16 protein-coding genes are annotated in these 14,541 nt (G+C 72.6%); 7 read left to right on the top strand and 9 right to left on the bottom strand.

The window, feature by feature from the left end; all coding sequences use genetic code 11:
* Positions 1-85: 85 nt before the first annotated feature.
* Positions 86-736, bottom strand: a complete 651-nt coding sequence (gene pdxH, locus WEB03_RS10755; protein ID WP_368070949.1) for a pyridoxamine 5'-phosphate oxidase — start codon at positions 734-736, stop codon at positions 86-88.
* A gap of 150 nt (positions 737-886) precedes the next feature.
* Between pdxH and WEB03_RS10750 the strand changes: the two genes are divergently transcribed.
* From WEB03_RS10750 to WEB03_RS10740, 3 genes are all read left to right on the top strand, one after another.
* Complete coding sequence (locus tag WEB03_RS10750; RefSeq protein WP_368070948.1) at positions 887-1,699, top strand: aldo/keto reductase; 813 nt, start codon at positions 887-889, stop codon at positions 1,697-1,699.
* 90 nt (positions 1,700-1,789) lie between these two features.
* Positions 1,790-3,274: a glutamate--cysteine ligase gene (locus WEB03_RS10745; RefSeq protein ID WP_368070947.1), complete on the top strand. Its 1,485-nt coding sequence runs from the start codon at positions 1,790-1,792 to the stop codon at positions 3,272-3,274.
* Between the two features lie 162 nt (positions 3,275-3,436).
* The gene (locus tag WEB03_RS10740) at positions 3,437-4,369 is read left to right on the top strand and encodes a hypothetical protein (protein ID WP_368070946.1); all 933 of its coding nucleotides are present in this window, start codon (positions 3,437-3,439) and stop codon (positions 4,367-4,369) included.
* 22 nt (positions 4,370-4,391) lie between these two features.
* Here WEB03_RS10740 and mca read toward each other — a convergent pair whose 3' ends face one another.
* Positions 4,392-5,306: a mycothiol conjugate amidase Mca gene (mca, locus tag WEB03_RS10735; protein WP_368070945.1), complete on the bottom strand. Its 915-nt coding sequence runs from the start codon at positions 5,304-5,306 to the stop codon at positions 4,392-4,394.
* Positions 5,303-6,148: a competence/damage-inducible protein A gene (locus WEB03_RS10730; RefSeq protein ID WP_368070944.1), complete on the bottom strand. Its 846-nt coding sequence runs from the start codon at positions 6,146-6,148 to the stop codon at positions 5,303-5,305. The genes mca and WEB03_RS10730 overlap by 4 nt, the downstream gene beginning before the upstream one ends.
* Positions 6,149-6,233: 85 nt before the next feature.
* Here WEB03_RS10730 and WEB03_RS10725 point away from each other — a divergent pair, with 85 nt between their 5' ends.
* Positions 6,234-7,163: a hypothetical protein gene (locus tag WEB03_RS10725; protein WP_368070943.1), complete on the top strand. Its 930-nt coding sequence runs from the start codon at positions 6,234-6,236 to the stop codon at positions 7,161-7,163.
* Between the two features lie 12 nt (positions 7,164-7,175).
* Here WEB03_RS10725 and WEB03_RS10720 read toward each other — a convergent pair whose 3' ends face one another.
* From WEB03_RS10720 to WEB03_RS10705, 4 genes are all read right to left on the bottom strand, one after another.
* Positions 7,176-7,835: a hypothetical protein gene (locus tag WEB03_RS10720; RefSeq protein WP_368070942.1), complete on the bottom strand. Its 660-nt coding sequence runs from the start codon at positions 7,833-7,835 to the stop codon at positions 7,176-7,178.
* An 80-nt stretch (positions 7,836-7,915) separates the two neighbouring features.
* On the bottom strand, positions 7,916-9,250 hold the full coding sequence (ccrA, locus tag WEB03_RS10715; RefSeq protein ID WP_368070951.1) for a crotonyl-CoA carboxylase/reductase: 1,335 nt from the start codon (positions 9,248-9,250) through the stop codon (positions 7,916-7,918).
* A gap of 145 nt (positions 9,251-9,395) precedes the next feature.
* Entirely contained in the window at positions 9,396-10,100 is a 705-nt protein-coding gene (locus tag WEB03_RS10710; RefSeq protein ID WP_368070941.1) for a hemerythrin domain-containing protein, read from the bottom strand.
* 186 nt (positions 10,101-10,286) lie between these two features.
* The gene (locus WEB03_RS10705) at positions 10,287-10,727 is read right to left on the bottom strand and encodes an FxsA family protein (RefSeq protein WP_368070940.1); all 441 of its coding nucleotides are present in this window, start codon (positions 10,725-10,727) and stop codon (positions 10,287-10,289) included.
* Between WEB03_RS10705 and WEB03_RS10700 the strand changes: the two genes are divergently transcribed.
* Both WEB03_RS10700 and WEB03_RS10695 read left to right on the top strand, forming a co-directional pair.
* Positions 10,726-11,511 (top strand): TrmH family RNA methyltransferase, encoded by a 786-nt coding sequence (locus tag WEB03_RS10700; protein WP_368070939.1) that lies wholly within the window; start codon positions 10,726-10,728, stop codon positions 11,509-11,511. The genes WEB03_RS10705 and WEB03_RS10700 overlap by 2 nt on opposite strands.
* Positions 11,512-11,563: 52 nt before the next feature.
* Complete coding sequence (locus WEB03_RS10695) at positions 11,564-13,270, top strand: acyl-CoA dehydrogenase family protein (protein WP_368070938.1); 1,707 nt, start codon at positions 11,564-11,566, stop codon at positions 13,268-13,270.
* A 54-nt stretch (positions 13,271-13,324) separates the two neighbouring features.
* Here the strand turns inward: WEB03_RS10695 and WEB03_RS10690 are convergent, their stop codons facing one another.
* Positions 13,325-13,936, bottom strand: a complete 612-nt coding sequence (locus tag WEB03_RS10690; protein WP_368070937.1) for a hypothetical protein — start codon at positions 13,934-13,936, stop codon at positions 13,325-13,327.
* Positions 13,937-14,168: 232 nt separating this feature from the next.
* On the opposite strand from WEB03_RS10690, the gene WEB03_RS10685 reads away from it, so the two are divergent.
* The gene (locus WEB03_RS10685) at positions 14,169-14,414 is read left to right on the top strand and encodes a hypothetical protein (RefSeq protein WP_368070936.1); all 246 of its coding nucleotides are present in this window, start codon (positions 14,169-14,171) and stop codon (positions 14,412-14,414) included.
* 25 nt (positions 14,415-14,439) lie between these two features.
* Here the strand turns inward: WEB03_RS10685 and WEB03_RS10680 are convergent.
* Positions 14,440-14,541: acyl-CoA dehydrogenase family protein (locus WEB03_RS10680; protein ID WP_368070950.1), on the bottom strand; the 102-nt coding region annotated here is incomplete at its 5' end.

Raw genomic sequence — 14,541 nt, 5'->3', positions numbered from 1 at the left:
GGGACGCAGGTGGGACGCAGGTGGGACGCGCCCGGCACGTCCGGGCCACCCGTTCGGGCCGTTGGACCCTACTGACCGACCCGGCTCAGGGTTGGAGCCGATCGAGCTGCCAGCCCTCGGCCGTGCGAGTCCACCGCAGCCGGTCGTGGAGGCGGGCTTGTCGACCCTGCCACAGCTCGACCTCGTCCGGACGCAGCAGCTGGCCACCCCAGCTCGCCGGGCGCGGCACGGGCGCACCGTCGGCGAAGCGTTCCTCGGCTGCCGCAGCGGCGGCCTCGAGCGTGGCGCGGTCCGCCACCGGCTCGGACTGGCTCGAGGCCCACGCCGAGACCTGCGACGGGCGCGGCCGCGACGCGAAGTACGCATCCGACACGGCGGCGGGCACATCCTCGACCCGGCCGCGCACCCGGACCTGGCGTTCGAGGTCGGGCCAGAACAGGACCACGGCCGCGACCGGACGGTCCGCGAGCTGGCGACCCTTGCTGGACGCGAGGCTCGTGAACCACGTCAGGCCGCGATCGTCGACCTCGCGCACCAGCACGACGCGGGCGTCGGGCACGCCGGCCGCGTCGACCGTGGCCAGGGTGCAAGCGGTCGGTTCGTGGACACCGGCCGCGATGGCCTCGTCGACCCAGCGACGGACCTCCGAGAGCGGATCGCTGCCGTCGACGTCCGCCTCCCGGAGCTCGCCGGTGCCGTACTCACGGCGCGGGTGCGGCAGCGGTGGGGTGCTCACCAGGTCCTCCTCGACGCGCATCCACAGCATCCTCGCCGTTCGCGCCGCCGCAGGCGCGCAGGCGACGACGGTCGACCGGACGGGCCGGCCCCGCCACGAGGTCGTAGCGTCCGACGGCGACGCCCCACCACCACGACCACCGGAGCTGCAGTGAAGACCGTGACCACCCCGCACCTGACGGCACCCGCCATCGGGTTCGGCACCTGGGAGCTCGAGGACGTCCACGACAACGTCCGCCACGCCCTCGACGTCGGCTACCGCCACGTCGACACCGCGCAGATCTACCGCAACGAGGACGATGTCGGGCGTGCGCTCGAGGGCAGTGGCCTCCGCGACGAGGTGTTCCTGACCACCAAGGTGTGGTTCCAGGAGGCGGCGGCCCCGTCGGTCGCCCGGTCCACGCAGGAGAGCCTCGACCGGCTGCGCACCGACCACGTCGACCTGCTCCTGCTGCACTGGCCGGCGGACGACGTCGCCCCGCTCGGCGAGACCCTCGAGGCGATGACCGCCCTGCGGGACCGCGGGTTGACGCGTCACATCGGCGTGTCGAACTTCCCGAGCGACCAGCTGCGCCGGGCGGTCGAGCTCGCCCCGATCGCCACCGACCAGGTCGAGCACCACCCCTACCTCAGCATCGACGCGATCCGTGAGGTTGCGCACGCGCACGGGCTGGCCATCACCGCCTACTCCCCCATCGCCCGGGGCGAGGTGCTCGACGATCCGACCATCGGCGAGATCGCCGCGACCCACGACGCGACCCCGGCCCAGGTCGCGCTCGCGTTCCTGCTCGCGCAACGCGACACCATCGTCCTGCCGAAGTCGAACACCCCCGCACGCATCACCGAGAACCTCGGCGCGCTCGACCTCGAGCTGACCGACGGCGACCTCGAACGCATCGCCGGGCTCGCCCGCGGCTCACGGCAGGTGGATCCACCGTTCGCCCCCACGTGGGACGCCGCGTAGCGCCGCCACCGCCACCGCCACCGCGGCCGCGGCCGTAGGCTCACGCGCGTCGGCGGCGGCCCCCGAGCTGCACCGACCGGGAGCGCGACGATGGGCCGCGAGATCGATGAGGTCCGCTTCACCCGTGAGGACCGGCAGCGGTACCGCGAGAAGGTGAAGCTCGACATCGAGGTGCTGCGTCGCATGCTCGACGCCGGGGCGTTCGAGCAGGGCCGCAAGCTCATCGGCATCGAGGTCGAGTTCCACGTCGTCGACGCCGACGGCGAGCCGGCCATGATCAACGCCGAACTGCTGCAGCGGATCGAGAACCCCGACTTCCAGACCGAGCTCGCGCAGTTCAACATCGAGTTCAACGTCGCACCGCACAAGCTGTCGGGCACGGTGTTCCGCGAGGTCGAGGAGGAACTCGAGACCTCCCAGCGGTACGCGCAGTCGCAGGCGCGTGGCCTCGGCGCCCAGGTCGTGACCATCGGGATCCTGCCGACGCTTTCGGGGTTCCACACCACGATCCAGAACCTGTCGGCCAACCCCCGCTACCACCTGCTCAACGAGCAGATCCTCGAGGCCCGCGGCGAGGACCTCGTCCTCGAGATCGAGGGTCCCGAGAAGCTCGAGCTGTCGACGACCTCGATCGTGATGGAGGCGGCCGCGACCTCCGTGCAGCTGCACCTGCAGGTCACCCCCGAGGGGTTCGGTCGCACCTGGAACGCGGCGCAGGCCATCAGCGCCGCCCAGGTCGCGGTCGGTGCGAACTCGCCGTTCCTGTTCGGCAAGGAGCTGTGGCGCGAGACGCGCATCGCGCTGTTCCAGCAGACCATCGACACCCGCACCGAGGAGCTCACCGCCCAGGGCGTGCGGCCGCGGGTGTGGTTCGGGGAGCGCTGGATCGACGACGTGATGGACCTGTTCGACGAGAACGTGCGCTACTTCAACGCGCTGCTTCCGCTGCTCGACGACGAGGACCCGGTCGGCATCCTCGACGGCGGTGGGGTGCCCCACCTCCCCGAACTGAAGCTCCACAACGGCACCGTGTACCGCTGGAACCGCCCCATCTACGACGTCGCCCGTGGCAAACCCCACCTGCGGGTCGAGAACCGTGTGCTGCCCGCTGGGCCCACCCCCGTCGACACGATCGCCAACGCGGCCCTCTACTACGGGCTCGTGCGTGCGCTGGCCGACGAGGAGGCCGAGCCGATCGAACGGCAGCTGTCGTTCCAGGCCGCGCAGGACAACTTCTTCGCCGCCGCCCGGGCCGGTATCGACGCCGACCTCTACTGGCCGTCGGCGGGCAACGTCCCCGCGTCCGAGCTCGTGCTGCGCACCCTCCTCCCGCTCGCCCACCGCGGGCTCGATGCGTGGGGGGTCGACCGTCGGGACCGCGACCACTACCTCGGGGTGATCGAACAGCGTTGCCTGAAGCGCCAGACCGGTGCCGGGTGGCAGGTCCGCACCTACCGCAACCTGCGGGAGCGCGGCCTCGAACGTCGCGAGGCGCTCACCGACATGACGCGCGCCTACCTCGAGGGCATGCACGCCAACGAGCCCGTGCACACCTGGGAGGTGCCGCGGGCCTGACGGCGGAGCGCACGGCGGGACGTCCGGTGCGGACCGTCAGGGTTACCCTCGCTCCCCCCGGACCGAGGCCCGACCCTGCACCGTCTCCCCGACGGGCCCTCCGATGGCCTGCTCGATCTTGCCCCTCGTCAGCTGCTGCGCGAGCTCGGGACCACCACCTGGATGCGGATCCCCGGCACGGGTGAACAACCCGCTCGCGCCGTCACCACCCTGCTCCACGGGGACGAATCGACCGGGGTCGACGCGCTGCTCACGCTGCTGCGACCGCGGCCGGTCTACCCCTTCGACCTCCACGTCGTGTTCGGCAACGTCGAGGCGGCGCTCCACGGGCCGGGGTTCGCCCACCGCTTCCTCGAGGGCCAGGAGGACGGCAACCGGGTGTGGGACACCCCCGTCCGACCGGCAGGCGCGCTCGGCTCGCCGCAGCGCCGCGATGCCGACGCGGTGCTCGGCGAGCTGCTGGCCGGACCGCTCGACGGCCTGATCGACCTGCACAACACCACCGGCGCCAACCCGTTCCACGCGATCGTCGCCGACGACGACCCGGCGTCCCTGGACCTCGCCACCCGCTTCTGCACCACCCTGCTGCGCTGGGACCTCGGCGTGGGGACGTTGCTCGAAGCGGTCGCGCCCCACGCCCCAGCCGTCGCCATCGAGTGCGGCCTCCCCGGTCGGCGTGCCTCCACCGCCTTCGCCCTCGACGGGCTGCGGCGGGCGCTCGGTCCCCGCCCCGGTGCGCTGCCGCCCGCCGACCACGACCTGGTCCGCGACCTGCGCCGCGTGACGGTCCTCTCCGACGTCCGGTTCCGGTTCGGCGGCGAACCCGATCACGAGGCCGATCTGGTCCTGGAACCGAACGGTGACGCCGCCAACCTGCGTGCCGTCCCCGCGGGTCACGTGCTCGGACGCGTGCACCCCGGAGCGCCGCTCCCGCTGCGCGTCACCGCGCCGGACGGCAGCGACCTGACCGACGCCCTGCTCGTCCTCCGCCCCGACGGCACGATCGTCACCCGCACGATCACGACCCCGGTGATGGTGGTGCGGACCGTCGAAGCCGCGCGCAAGGACTGCTACTGCTACCTGGCGGCGGCGTAGCCCGCGCAGCTGGTCCCAGCCGTCAGCTGGCGGCGTCCCGGCGACCGGCCTCGGTCCACCCGCCGGAGCCATCGAGGGCCGCGAGATCGAGCCCGGCGAAGAGGTCGTCCTCGATCCCCTCGACCGGGACGTCGCTGCGGAGGCGACGGTAGGCCTCGTAGGGGTAGACCTCGGACTCGATCGCGCGCGGGATCTGGAACCAGAACCCGCCCGGGTCGATCTGGGTCACGTGGGAGAGCAGCGCCGCGTCACGGCGGGCGAACCACCCGCCGCAGCGGATCCGTGCGTCCGGCGGCGGTTCGTCCTGGAACCGTTCCGGGCGATCCTCGAGCCACTTGTGGAAGGGGCTGTCGAGCCCGGCGTCGATGATCGCCTGGTGGAGCGCCTTCAGACGTTCGGACGGGAACGCCGCCGAGGCGTACAGCTTGGCCACCCGCCAGGGGTCGCCGGCATCGTCGCCGAGGTCGGCGTCCCGGTCCTCGGCGAGCGCCAGCGCCGCGATGGTCACGTCGTGGGTGCGGATGTGGTCGGGGTGCGGGTAGCCGCCGTCCTCGGGGTAGGTCACCACCACCTGGGGACGTTCGGCGCGCACGATGCGGGCCAACCGCCCGGCAGCCTCGGCGATCGGGACGTGCCAGAAGGTGCCGAGCGGGACGGTGGCGAGGTCCTCGGTCCAACCGGAGTCGACGTACCCGAGCTGGTGGACCCGGGCGAAGCCGATGACGTCGGCCGCCGCTTCGAGCTCGAGCCGGCGCACCTCGGTCATCCGCTCGGGCGGGACCGGGTCGCAGCTCGGGTTGAGCACGTCCCCCGCTTCGCCACCGGTGCAGGTGACGAGGACCACCTCGGCGCCCTCGTCGGCGTACCGGGCGGTGGTCGCGGCCCCCTTGGACGACTCGTCGTCGGGGTGGGCGTGGACGGTGAGCAGACGCTTCATCGGTCCTCCTCGGCGGCGCGTCCGAACCGGGCGGTCCACGCGGCCATCAGCTGGGCGCCTCCCGGCGACGCCGTGAGCTCGTCGAGGCGGCCCCGCACGAACCCCTCGGCACCGGCGACGTCGTCGGCGGGGCCCGTCAGGCGGATGAGCATCGGCGAGCCCGGGTAGGAGCCGAGCTTGACGTCCGGGAAGCGCTCGAGCATCGCCGCGAACGTGATGTTCAGCGCCGACTCGGGGAAGCCGTGCTCGATCTCGGCGACGGTCGGGATCTCGCGGCGGCCCTCGAGCAGCTGCGGTTCGACCGCTCCGGTGACCAGCGACCGGAACTCACGCGGCACACCCGGCAGCACCACGACGGTGGCTCCTCGCGCGTCGTCGCACCCGCCATCGACGTCGACCGCGACCCCCGGCGACCAGCCGGCGTCGCCCGCCAGCAGCCGGCTCCCGGCGGGGATCCGCGCCATGCGCTTGAGGTGCCAGGCGAACACGTCGTCCACCTCGACGCCCTGCTGGGCGGTCCACACGAGCGCCGCGTCGATACGGCGCGCGATGACCGGGTCCTCGACGAGGTCGCGACCGAGCGACCGGGCCACCGCCTCGTAGGTCAGATCGTCGGGTGTCGAACCGATACCTCCCGACGTCACGATCAGGCGCGGGCGGGACCGGGCGAGCTCGGCCTGGAGCGCCTCGTCGATCGCGTCGTGCTCGTCGGGCACGACCGACACGCGGGTCAGCGGCACCCCGTGGGCCCGCAGCCGCTCGGCCAGCCACCCCGAGTTGGCGTCGTCCACGTACCCGGAGAGGATCTCGTCCCCGATCACCACCACCGACGCCTCGAGCACCGCTCGCTCCTCACGGGTCCACGCGGGCGGAGCCTACCGGGGGCCCTGGTAGCGTCCGCCGGCGGCCACCGACCGGAGTCTCGCCATGTTCCTCTCCTCGGAGGAGGCGCGCAGCGACGTCATCCTGACCGGAGCCGCGACGGTCTTCGGCGGGATCCTGCTGTCGGTCCTGCTGTCCGCGCCCGGTGTGCCGAGGAGCGGCATCGGCGCCGAGATCATCCTGCTCCTCGGCTGGTTCGCGCTGTCGGGGCTGACCCCGTTGCTGCTCGCGCGCTACCGCGACGACGTCCCGGGCGGGTTCGGCATCGCCGCCGGCCACGGCTTCGACGTCGCCGCTGCGGCCGCGCTGGCAGCGCCGGTGGTCGTCCTCGGGGTCGTCCGCGGCCTACTGGTCGACGGCACCCTCGCCGCCGCCGTGCTCGGGCGGCCCGGGCGCGCGCTGTTCGGGTCCCCGGTCGTCGGCCCGACCGACAGCGACGTCTCCGGCGCGATCTTCGCGCTCCTCGGCATCGCCGTGCTGACGGTCGGAGCGCTGCTGCTGGTCGGGTTCCTGTTCGTGCGCGGGCGGGACGCCTTCCGGGCCGACGAGCGGTCGAGCACCGAGCTGCTGCGGACCTTCGGGGCCGGTGCGGTTGCCGCCGCGCTGGTGCTCGGTGGCCTCCGCGCCCTGACCGGCGGCGGCGGCTTCACCACCCTCGTGCTGAACGTCGTCACGCTGGCCACCCTCGTGCTCGTGGCGGACCGGCTCGTCCCGGCCGGGGCCACCGTGGCACGTTCCGCCGTGCTGACCCCCGTGGTGCTGCTGCTCGTGGCACACGTGCTGGCCGCCGGGGGCATCTTCCGCGGCGACCTGCTCCTCGGCCTGTCGAGCGGCGCGCTCGCCGGCGGCGTCGCCCTCGTGATCGCCGTGGTCGCCGAGCACCGGGGGACCACGACCGTCGCCATCCCGCTGCTGTTCGCCGTCCACTGGTGGCCGACCTGCCTCAGCCCGCTGCCCTTCGGCGGCGCCTGCTGATCCGCGCGGGGGTCAGACCGCTTCGAGGCGGAGGTCGGGAGCGACCGCTCCTCTGAACCGGCGGTAGAGCTCGTCGACCGTGGCCATCGGCAGGAGGTTGCCGCGCGCGATCGCGGCGGCCACGCCCGCGGGGTCGACCTGATACATCGCTCCGGTGTCCGGCGGGGCGAGGGCGGTGCCGTCCGGCACGACCAGCAACCCGCGCACGTCGATGGCGTGATCGGAACGGAGGGTGGCGACCACGCTCGTCGCGAGCCCGACGACCTCGAGCAACCTGTCGGCGCTGCGTTCGGGTCGCAGGCCCACGACCGAGACCACGACCACGCCGGTCGGTCCGATGACCACCGTGGGCCACGGCGTCCCGAGCTCGAGCCGGCGGTGCTCCACCGGGTCGAGAGCGTCGAGTCGAGCCGTCACCGCCGACGCGAGGCTCGACGGGGTGACCTCCGGGTGCCCCCACTCACGCCGGCGCGTCGACCGCACCAGCAGGTCCCGGTCGAGGCCACCGAAGGCCACCGCGATGCCGAGGATCACCCCGGACAGCGCGAGGGTCTCGAAGACCAAGGACGATCCCGCGCCGAGCCCGGCGACCACCGCGCTGACCGCGACGACCGCTGCGGCGCTCGCCGCGATGGCGACGCCGTGCGCCCCACGTCCCCGAACCGACCCCACGTGCTGCCCCTCCCCCGGACCTGCACCTCGACGCTACACCGATGCCCGGGGACCGTCGAGGGTCCGGTCCCCGAGATCGCTCAGTCGAAAGCGCGGAAGGCGCTGATGGCGTCGGCGTGCTTGGCCCGCTTGGCCGCGTCGCGGACCCCGAGGCCCTCCTCGGGAGCACCCACGAGGATGCCGAGCTTGCCCGCGTGGAGGTTGTGGTGCATCTCGTAGGCGCCCTGGGCGACGTCCTCGAGCGCGTAGGTCTTCGACAGGATCGGGTGGATCATCCCATCGTCGACCAGACGGTTCGCGTCCCACGCCTCGTTGTAGTTGGCGAAGTGCGATCCGATGATCCGCTTGAGCCGCATCCACAGGTGACGGTTGTCGTACTGGTGCAGGTACCCCGAGGTGGAGGCGCAGGTGACGATGGTGCCGCCGCGCTTGCAGACCACCACCGAGGCGTTGAAGGTGGTCCGGCCCGGGTGCTCGAAGACGATGTCGGGGTCGCGCCCCACCAGCTCGCGGATCTTCGAACCGAACCGGCGGATCTCCTTCATGTCCGGGGTGCCGTCCTCACGCTCGAAGCGGTAGCCCTCGGCCTTGCGGTCGATGACGGCTTCGACACCGATGCTGCGCAGCACCTCGGCCTTCTCCGGCGAGGAGACGACGCACACCGGGATGCCGCCACCGTTCAGCACGAACTGGGTCGCGAACCCGCCGATGCCGCCGGTCGCCCCCCAGATGAGCACGACGTCGCCCTGCTTCATGCGGGCGGCGTTCTCGCCGACGAGCATGCGGTAGCTGGTCGCCATGACCAGGCCGAGCGACGCCGCCTCCTCCCACGCCAGGTGGGAGGGCATCGGCATCAGTTGGTTGGCCTTGACCATCGACACGTCGGCGAGGGAGCCGAAGTTGGTCTCGAAGCCCCAGATCTTCTGCGAGGTGTCGAGCATCGAATCCTCGTGGCCCTCGGGGCCCTCGAGGTCGACGTAGTTGCAGTGGACCGTGACCCGGTCACCGACGTTCCAGCGGGTGACGCCGGGGCCGGTGCGGAGCACGACGGCGGCCGCGTCCGAACCCACGATGTGGTAGTCGAGGTCGTGGCGCGCACCGAGCTCACCGAGCTTGCCCATCCCCTCGAGGAACCCGAAGGTCGGGAGCGGCTCGAAGATCGAGGTCCACACGGTGTTGTAGTTGAGCGCCGAGGCCATCGGCGCGATCAGCACCTCGTTGGGGCCGAGCGGCGGCAGCGGCACCTCGTCGATGTGCAGGCTCTTGCGCGGGTCCTTGTCCTGCGACTCGAGGCCGTCGAACATCTCGACCTCGGACTTGCGGACGACCGCTGCACGCATCGTGTCCGGGAGGTCGAGGCCGGCGAGCTGCTCGGGCGACGCGTCGTTCAGGATGGCGTCGCGGATGGCGTCCATCGACACGGTGGGTCCTCCAGGGTCATCGCGGGGGGGCGGTGGCGAACCGTACCGAGCAGCCCCCTGCGGACGGAACCGACACCTGACGTCGGTGTCGGTTCCGTCGTGGGGCTGCGCCGGTGGACGGCGGGTCAGCGACGGTGGGTCAGCGACGGAAGACGACCCGCTTGACGCTCTTGAACGCGCCCACGACCACGTCGAGCCCGGCGGCGGGGATCCCGGCCAGCCAGTTGCCCGGGGGCGTGTCCGGCGACAGCGGGTGCGGCCGGCTCGGGGCGATGTCCCAGGCACGGACCATCGCGGCGCCGAGCTCGCGCCGACGGTCCTCACCGATGGTCTTCTCGACCTTCGGGAACAGCTCGGTCTCCTCCTCCTCGATGTGGTGGAGGACGTTCTCCTTCAGCACGGTGACCTTCGCGTCGTAGCGCGGCGCGTCGGCGGGCAGGCGCTCGAGCTCCCACATCAGCAGCTCGGCCGCGTGGTGCTCCTCGAGGCCCTCGTCGACGAGGTCATCGTCGCTCAGCGCCTCGCGGACGGCCGGGTAGAAGACGAGCTCCTCGATCTCGGCGTGCTTGACGAGGGTGGAGACCAGCTCACGGACGTCGTCGAGCTTGGCCTTCGACGGGCGGGTGGCCCGCGACGACAGCGACTCGAACAGCTCCTTGATCCGGTCGTGCTGGTCGACCAGCAGCTCGAGAGCGTCGGGACCGGTGTCATCGCGCTCGAGCGCGGTGACCAGCTCGTCCTTGGTCATCTGCGAACGACCGTCGATATCGCGCTCGCGGGCGAGCTCCTCGAGCTCGGCCTTGGTCTTCTTGGCGTAGGGCTTGGAGGCGGTACGGGTGGCCACGTCGGGCTCCTCAGGATCGGCGTCGTGCGGGCGTGCCCCACGGCGGAACGAACACCGCCGGTGGGACGTCGGACCCAGCGTCGGCGGTCCACACCGGTTCGTCGACACCACGAGGCGTCCGTCAGGGCAGGTCGGCGCCGCTTCCGTGCCCGGTATCCCGCCGACCGGACGGTGCCCGACCGACCGTCAGCTGCCGTTCGGCGGCTGCGACGGCGGTTCGCGTTCGATGTCGACGACCTCGACGTCGAGCGTCTGCGGTCCAGGATCACGGTCGTGACGATCGGCGCGGCGGATGAACCGTGCCAGCACCGACCGGGACGCCGGCAGGAGGGCCAACAGCCCCACCACGTCGGTGACGAAGCCGGGCGTCAGCAGGAGGGTTCCACCCACGATCACCAGGCCGCCCTGGGTGACCTCGTCCCCCGGCCAACGCCCCGCGGACAGCGCCGCGCGGAAGTCGTGCCAAGCTCGTCGTGATTCCCGCTTGAGCAGGTAGGCACCGAGCAGGCTGTCGGCGACCAGGATCGCGATGGTCCACGGTCCGCCGAGCCACCCCCAGACCTGGGTGATGACGACCAGCTCGACGAGCGGGACGACGACGAACGCGAGCACGAGGAGGGCGGGCATGGGCGCAGGGTACGAGGGGGAGCCGGCACCGGACCCGTCCCTGCGTCGGGACCTGGCACGTCGGGCCGCCGCCGCCCGGGCCGATCCGACGCGGGTCCTGCTGGAGGGGGTCCACGCGCTGAAGCACGCCCTGCGCTTCGGAGCCGACATCGAGCTCGTCCTCACCCCCGACCTCACCCGGCTCACCGAACTGCTCGCGCAGCTCGCTCCGGACGTCGTGGTCCCGGCGGGAACCCAGGAGCTGGAGCGGCAGGAGTGGCGGGACCTGGTCCCCCGCGAGCTGCCCTCCCCCGCCCTGGCGGTCGCCCGACGGCCCACGGGTTCCGCCGCTGAGGTGCTCGCCACCGCCGGTCTGGTGGTCGTCCTCGACCGTCCGCGCCACCTCGGCAACCTCGGCGCGGTGGTGCGGGTGGCCGCGGCCGCCGGAGCGACCGGCGTGCTCACCGTCGGGGACGCCGATCCGTGGCACCCGACCGCGGTACGGGCAGCTGCCGGGCTGCAGTTCGCCGTCAGCGTCGCCGCCACCGATCGGCTGCCCGCGGACACCGGGACGCGGACGATCGTGGCGCTGGACCCGAACGGCACCGACCTCCTCGGTGCCCTGCCGTCGGACGGTCTGCTGCTGGTCGGCACCGAGCGGGGAGGTCTGACGCCGGACCTGCTCGACCGCGCTGACCAGCGCGTCCGTCTCCCGATGCGCCCGGGCGTGTCGAGCCTGAACCTGGCGACCGCGGTGGCGGCGGCGCTCTACGGCGCAGCGGCCAACGGCGACGGCCGGCGGTAGCGTTGCGGGTCGACCGGACCTGTGCCGTTCGGTCACCAGGGAGGGTGCGGCCATGACGACGGTCGAGAGCACGGGGTTCTTCCAGGACGCACCGCGTCTGCGCGACGAGTGGGAGGACGACCTCGCGTTCCAGCGCTGCCTCGAGCGCGTCCTTCCCGGTGATGTCCGCGCCGACATCACCCCGTCGCTCGCTGAGATGGGTCTGCTCGCGGCGACCGAGCTCAAGGACCTCGCCGACGCGATCGACACCCCGGAGGGCCAGCCGCGCCACGTCCCGTTCGACGCGTGGGGCAACCGCATCGACGTCGTCGAACCGCACCCGGGTTGGCAGCGCATGGCGCAGGTCGCCGCCGAGCACGGTGTGGTCGCCACCGGTTACGAGCGCGCCCACGGCGGCTACTCCCGGGTCCACCAGTTCGCGCTCGCCTACCTCTACGGCCCCTCGTCCGCGCTCTTCAGTTGCCCGCTGGCGATGACCGACGGCGCCGCCAAGACCCTGCTCGGCGCCGGTGACCGCGAACTGATCGACCGCGCGGTCCCCCACCTCACCTCCCGCGACCCGTCCACGTTCTGGACCTCGGGTCAGTGGATGACCGAACGTGCCGGGGGCTCGGACGTCGGCCGGTCGCAGACCGTCGCGGTCCAGGACGGCGGCGTGTGGCGGCTGACGGGGACCAAGTGGTTCACGTCGGCCATCACCAGCGAGATGGCGCTGACCCTCGCGCGTCCCGACGGCAACGGGTCGGGCGGCGAGGGCCTGGCGATGTTCTACGTCGAGGTCCGCGACGAGGAGCAGCGGCTCAACAACATCCGCGTGCTGCGGCTGAAGGACAAGCTCGGGACCAAGCAGCTGCCGACCGCCGAGCTCGCGCTCGACGGCACCGTCGCGCACCTCGTCGGGCCCCCCTCGTCGGGGACGCGCAACATCGCCCCGATGCTGACCATCACCCGGCTGTGGAACTCGGTGATCGCGGCCAGCGGTACCCGTCGCGGCCTCGCGCTGGCACGCGACTACTCCCGCCGACGCGCGGCCTTCGGGTCCCACCTGATCGACAACCCGCTCCACCAGACCACGCTCGCCTGGCTGCGGGTCCAGCACGAGGCGTCGTTGCAGCTCGCCTTCCACGCGGCGCTGCTGCTCGGTCGGGAGGAGGCCGGTGAGGCGTCCGAGCAGGAACAGCTCGCGCTCCGCCTGCTGCTGCCCATCACCAAGCTGCTCACGGCCAAGCAGGCCGTCGCCGCGGCGTCCGAGGCGATCGAGTCCTTCGGCGGGGCCGGGTACGTCGAGGACACCCACCTGCCGGTCCTCCTGCGCGACGCCCAGGTCCTCCCCATCTGGGAGGGCACCACCAACGTGCTGTCCATGGACGCCCTCCGGGCCATCCGCTCCGAGGAGACCCTCGCGGCCTACGCGGCCGAGGTCCGTCGAGCGGCCGAGGCAGCATCGGACGACGCGCTCGTCGGGATCGGCAAGCTCGCCGTGGATGCGATCGACCACGCCGGAGCGTGGTTGACCCGTGCCCTCGAGGGCGGACCCGACACCGTCGCGCACGGCGCGCGCCGGTTCGCGCTCACCCTCGGTCGGGCGCTGCAGGCCGCCCTGCTCGTGGCCCAGGCCCAGCACGATCTCGACACCCACGGAGACGGTCGAGGCGCGGCCGTCGCTCGGCGCTTCGCCGACGAGGGCATCGACCTGCTCGACGACCCGGGCCGCACGCTCGCCTCCGACGCGGCGCTCGCGCGCGACGAGCCCATCTGACCGGCGCCCGAGCCGCGACGGCCGCGCGTCGGAGCGGCGCGCGAGAGCGGCGCGTCAGAGCGGCGCGTCCGGGATCTCGCTCCCCCACGCGTCGATGATGTCCGACGGTTCGATGAGATCGTCGGTGAGCAGCACCTCGATGCGCCGGTTCACCGCGTCCAGGGTCGCGCGCAGGACCGCCCGATCGGGATCGTCACGGACCAGGGCGGCGCCGAGGAAGGTCTCCTCACCGTTCGGGGTGATCAGCGTCACCGCGACGTTCACCGCGAGGTCGGCGAACGCCATCACGTTGACGAAGTCGATGGTCCCGCGGATACGTCCGGCCGACAGCTCGGTCAGGGCCGCGAGCGTCGCCTCGGCGGTGGCACGCCAACGGCCACGGCGGGTCGCGGCGTCGCGCGCCTGGGTGGTCGCCTCGACCGTCCCGAGGGCGAGGGTCACGGTCACGATCACGTCCTCGCCGTCGCTGACGGCGACGAGGTCGCGGATCTTGACCCGCACCCGGGCTACCTCGTTGCGTGGCGCGGCAGCCGGTGAGCTCTCGGCCAGGGCGGCCAACGCGGCCGCGACGAGCTCGGCGGAGGCGTGCGGCCCGGGCGGGGACGCGGTGCCGTCCTCGTGGATGACCACGGGCTCGTCCGGGCCAGGCTCGGCGAAGTCGGTCACCAGGGCATCGTCCTCGCGTGCCGGCCGGATCGCCGTCACCGGCCTTCGGCCCCGAGCTCCAGGGTCCCCTGGTGCCCTAGCCTCCAACCGACGATGGACACGTCGGGAGGAACGATCCGTGAGCGGAGGTGCTGGCCGGTGGTGGCGCCGGCTACGGTCCGCCCTCGGACGTCGACCCGGACGAGATGGTACTCCGCCCGACGTGTTCACCGCCCGCGGAGGGCCACCCGACGTGGCCGAACGGCCACCGGGCGTGGCCCTCGGGGCTGACGATCCGCACCTGCCGTCCTCCGCCGGGCCGTCCGTCCCGGTGCGGGTGCACCACGAGCGGCTCGAGCGCCGCGTGACACCGCTCGCGCTGTCGCCGGCCGAGGCGTTGCGGCTCGCGACCGAGGGCCGGTCCGGTCTCTCCCGACGCAGGCTACCCCCCGACCCGGCCGTCCGCGAGGAACACGCGGACGACGCAGGCGAGGGGTAGCCGAGGTCGCTGGTCTCGGAGCGGGTCAGGCAGCCCGGCCACCGTGGTTGCGGGCGATCGCGCGGCCGATGACCAGCTTCTGGATCTCCTTGGTGCCCTCGAAGATCTCGTAGATCTTCGAGTCACG

It is taken from the genome of Nitriliruptor sp., assembly GCF_040882075.1.
GTDB lineage: Bacteria > Actinomycetota > Nitriliruptoria > Nitriliruptorales > Nitriliruptoraceae > Nitriliruptor.
This window is presented reverse-complemented; position numbering and strand designations above follow the sequence as displayed.

Bases quoted from the DNA above. Each gene is read 5' to 3' on its own strand.
- WEB03_RS10740 (WP_368070946.1), top strand. From the start codon at position 3,437: ATGCGGATCCCCGGCACGGGTGAACAACCCGCTCGCGCCGTCACCACC.
- WEB03_RS10700 (WP_368070939.1), top strand. From the start codon at position 10,726: ATGGGCGCAGGGTACGAGGGGGAGCCGGCACCGGACCCGTCCCTGCGT.
- WEB03_RS10695 (WP_368070938.1), top strand. From the start codon at position 11,564: ATGACGACGGTCGAGAGCACGGGGTTCTTCCAGGACGCACCGCGTCTG.
- ccrA (WP_368070951.1), bottom strand. From the start codon at position 9,250: ATGGACGCCATCCGCGACGCCATCCTGAACGACGCGTCGCCCGAGCAG.
- mca (WP_368070945.1), bottom strand. From the start codon at position 5,306: ATGAAGCGTCTGCTCACCGTCCACGCCCACCCCGACGACGAGTCGTCC.
- WEB03_RS10725 (WP_368070943.1), top strand. From the start codon at position 6,234: ATGTTCCTCTCCTCGGAGGAGGCGCGCAGCGACGTCATCCTGACCGGA.
- WEB03_RS10705 (WP_368070940.1), bottom strand. From the start codon at position 10,727: ATGCCCGCCCTCCTCGTGCTCGCGTTCGTCGTCGTCCCGCTCGTCGAG.
- WEB03_RS10745 (WP_368070947.1), top strand. From the start codon at position 1,790: ATGGGCCGCGAGATCGATGAGGTCCGCTTCACCCGTGAGGACCGGCAG.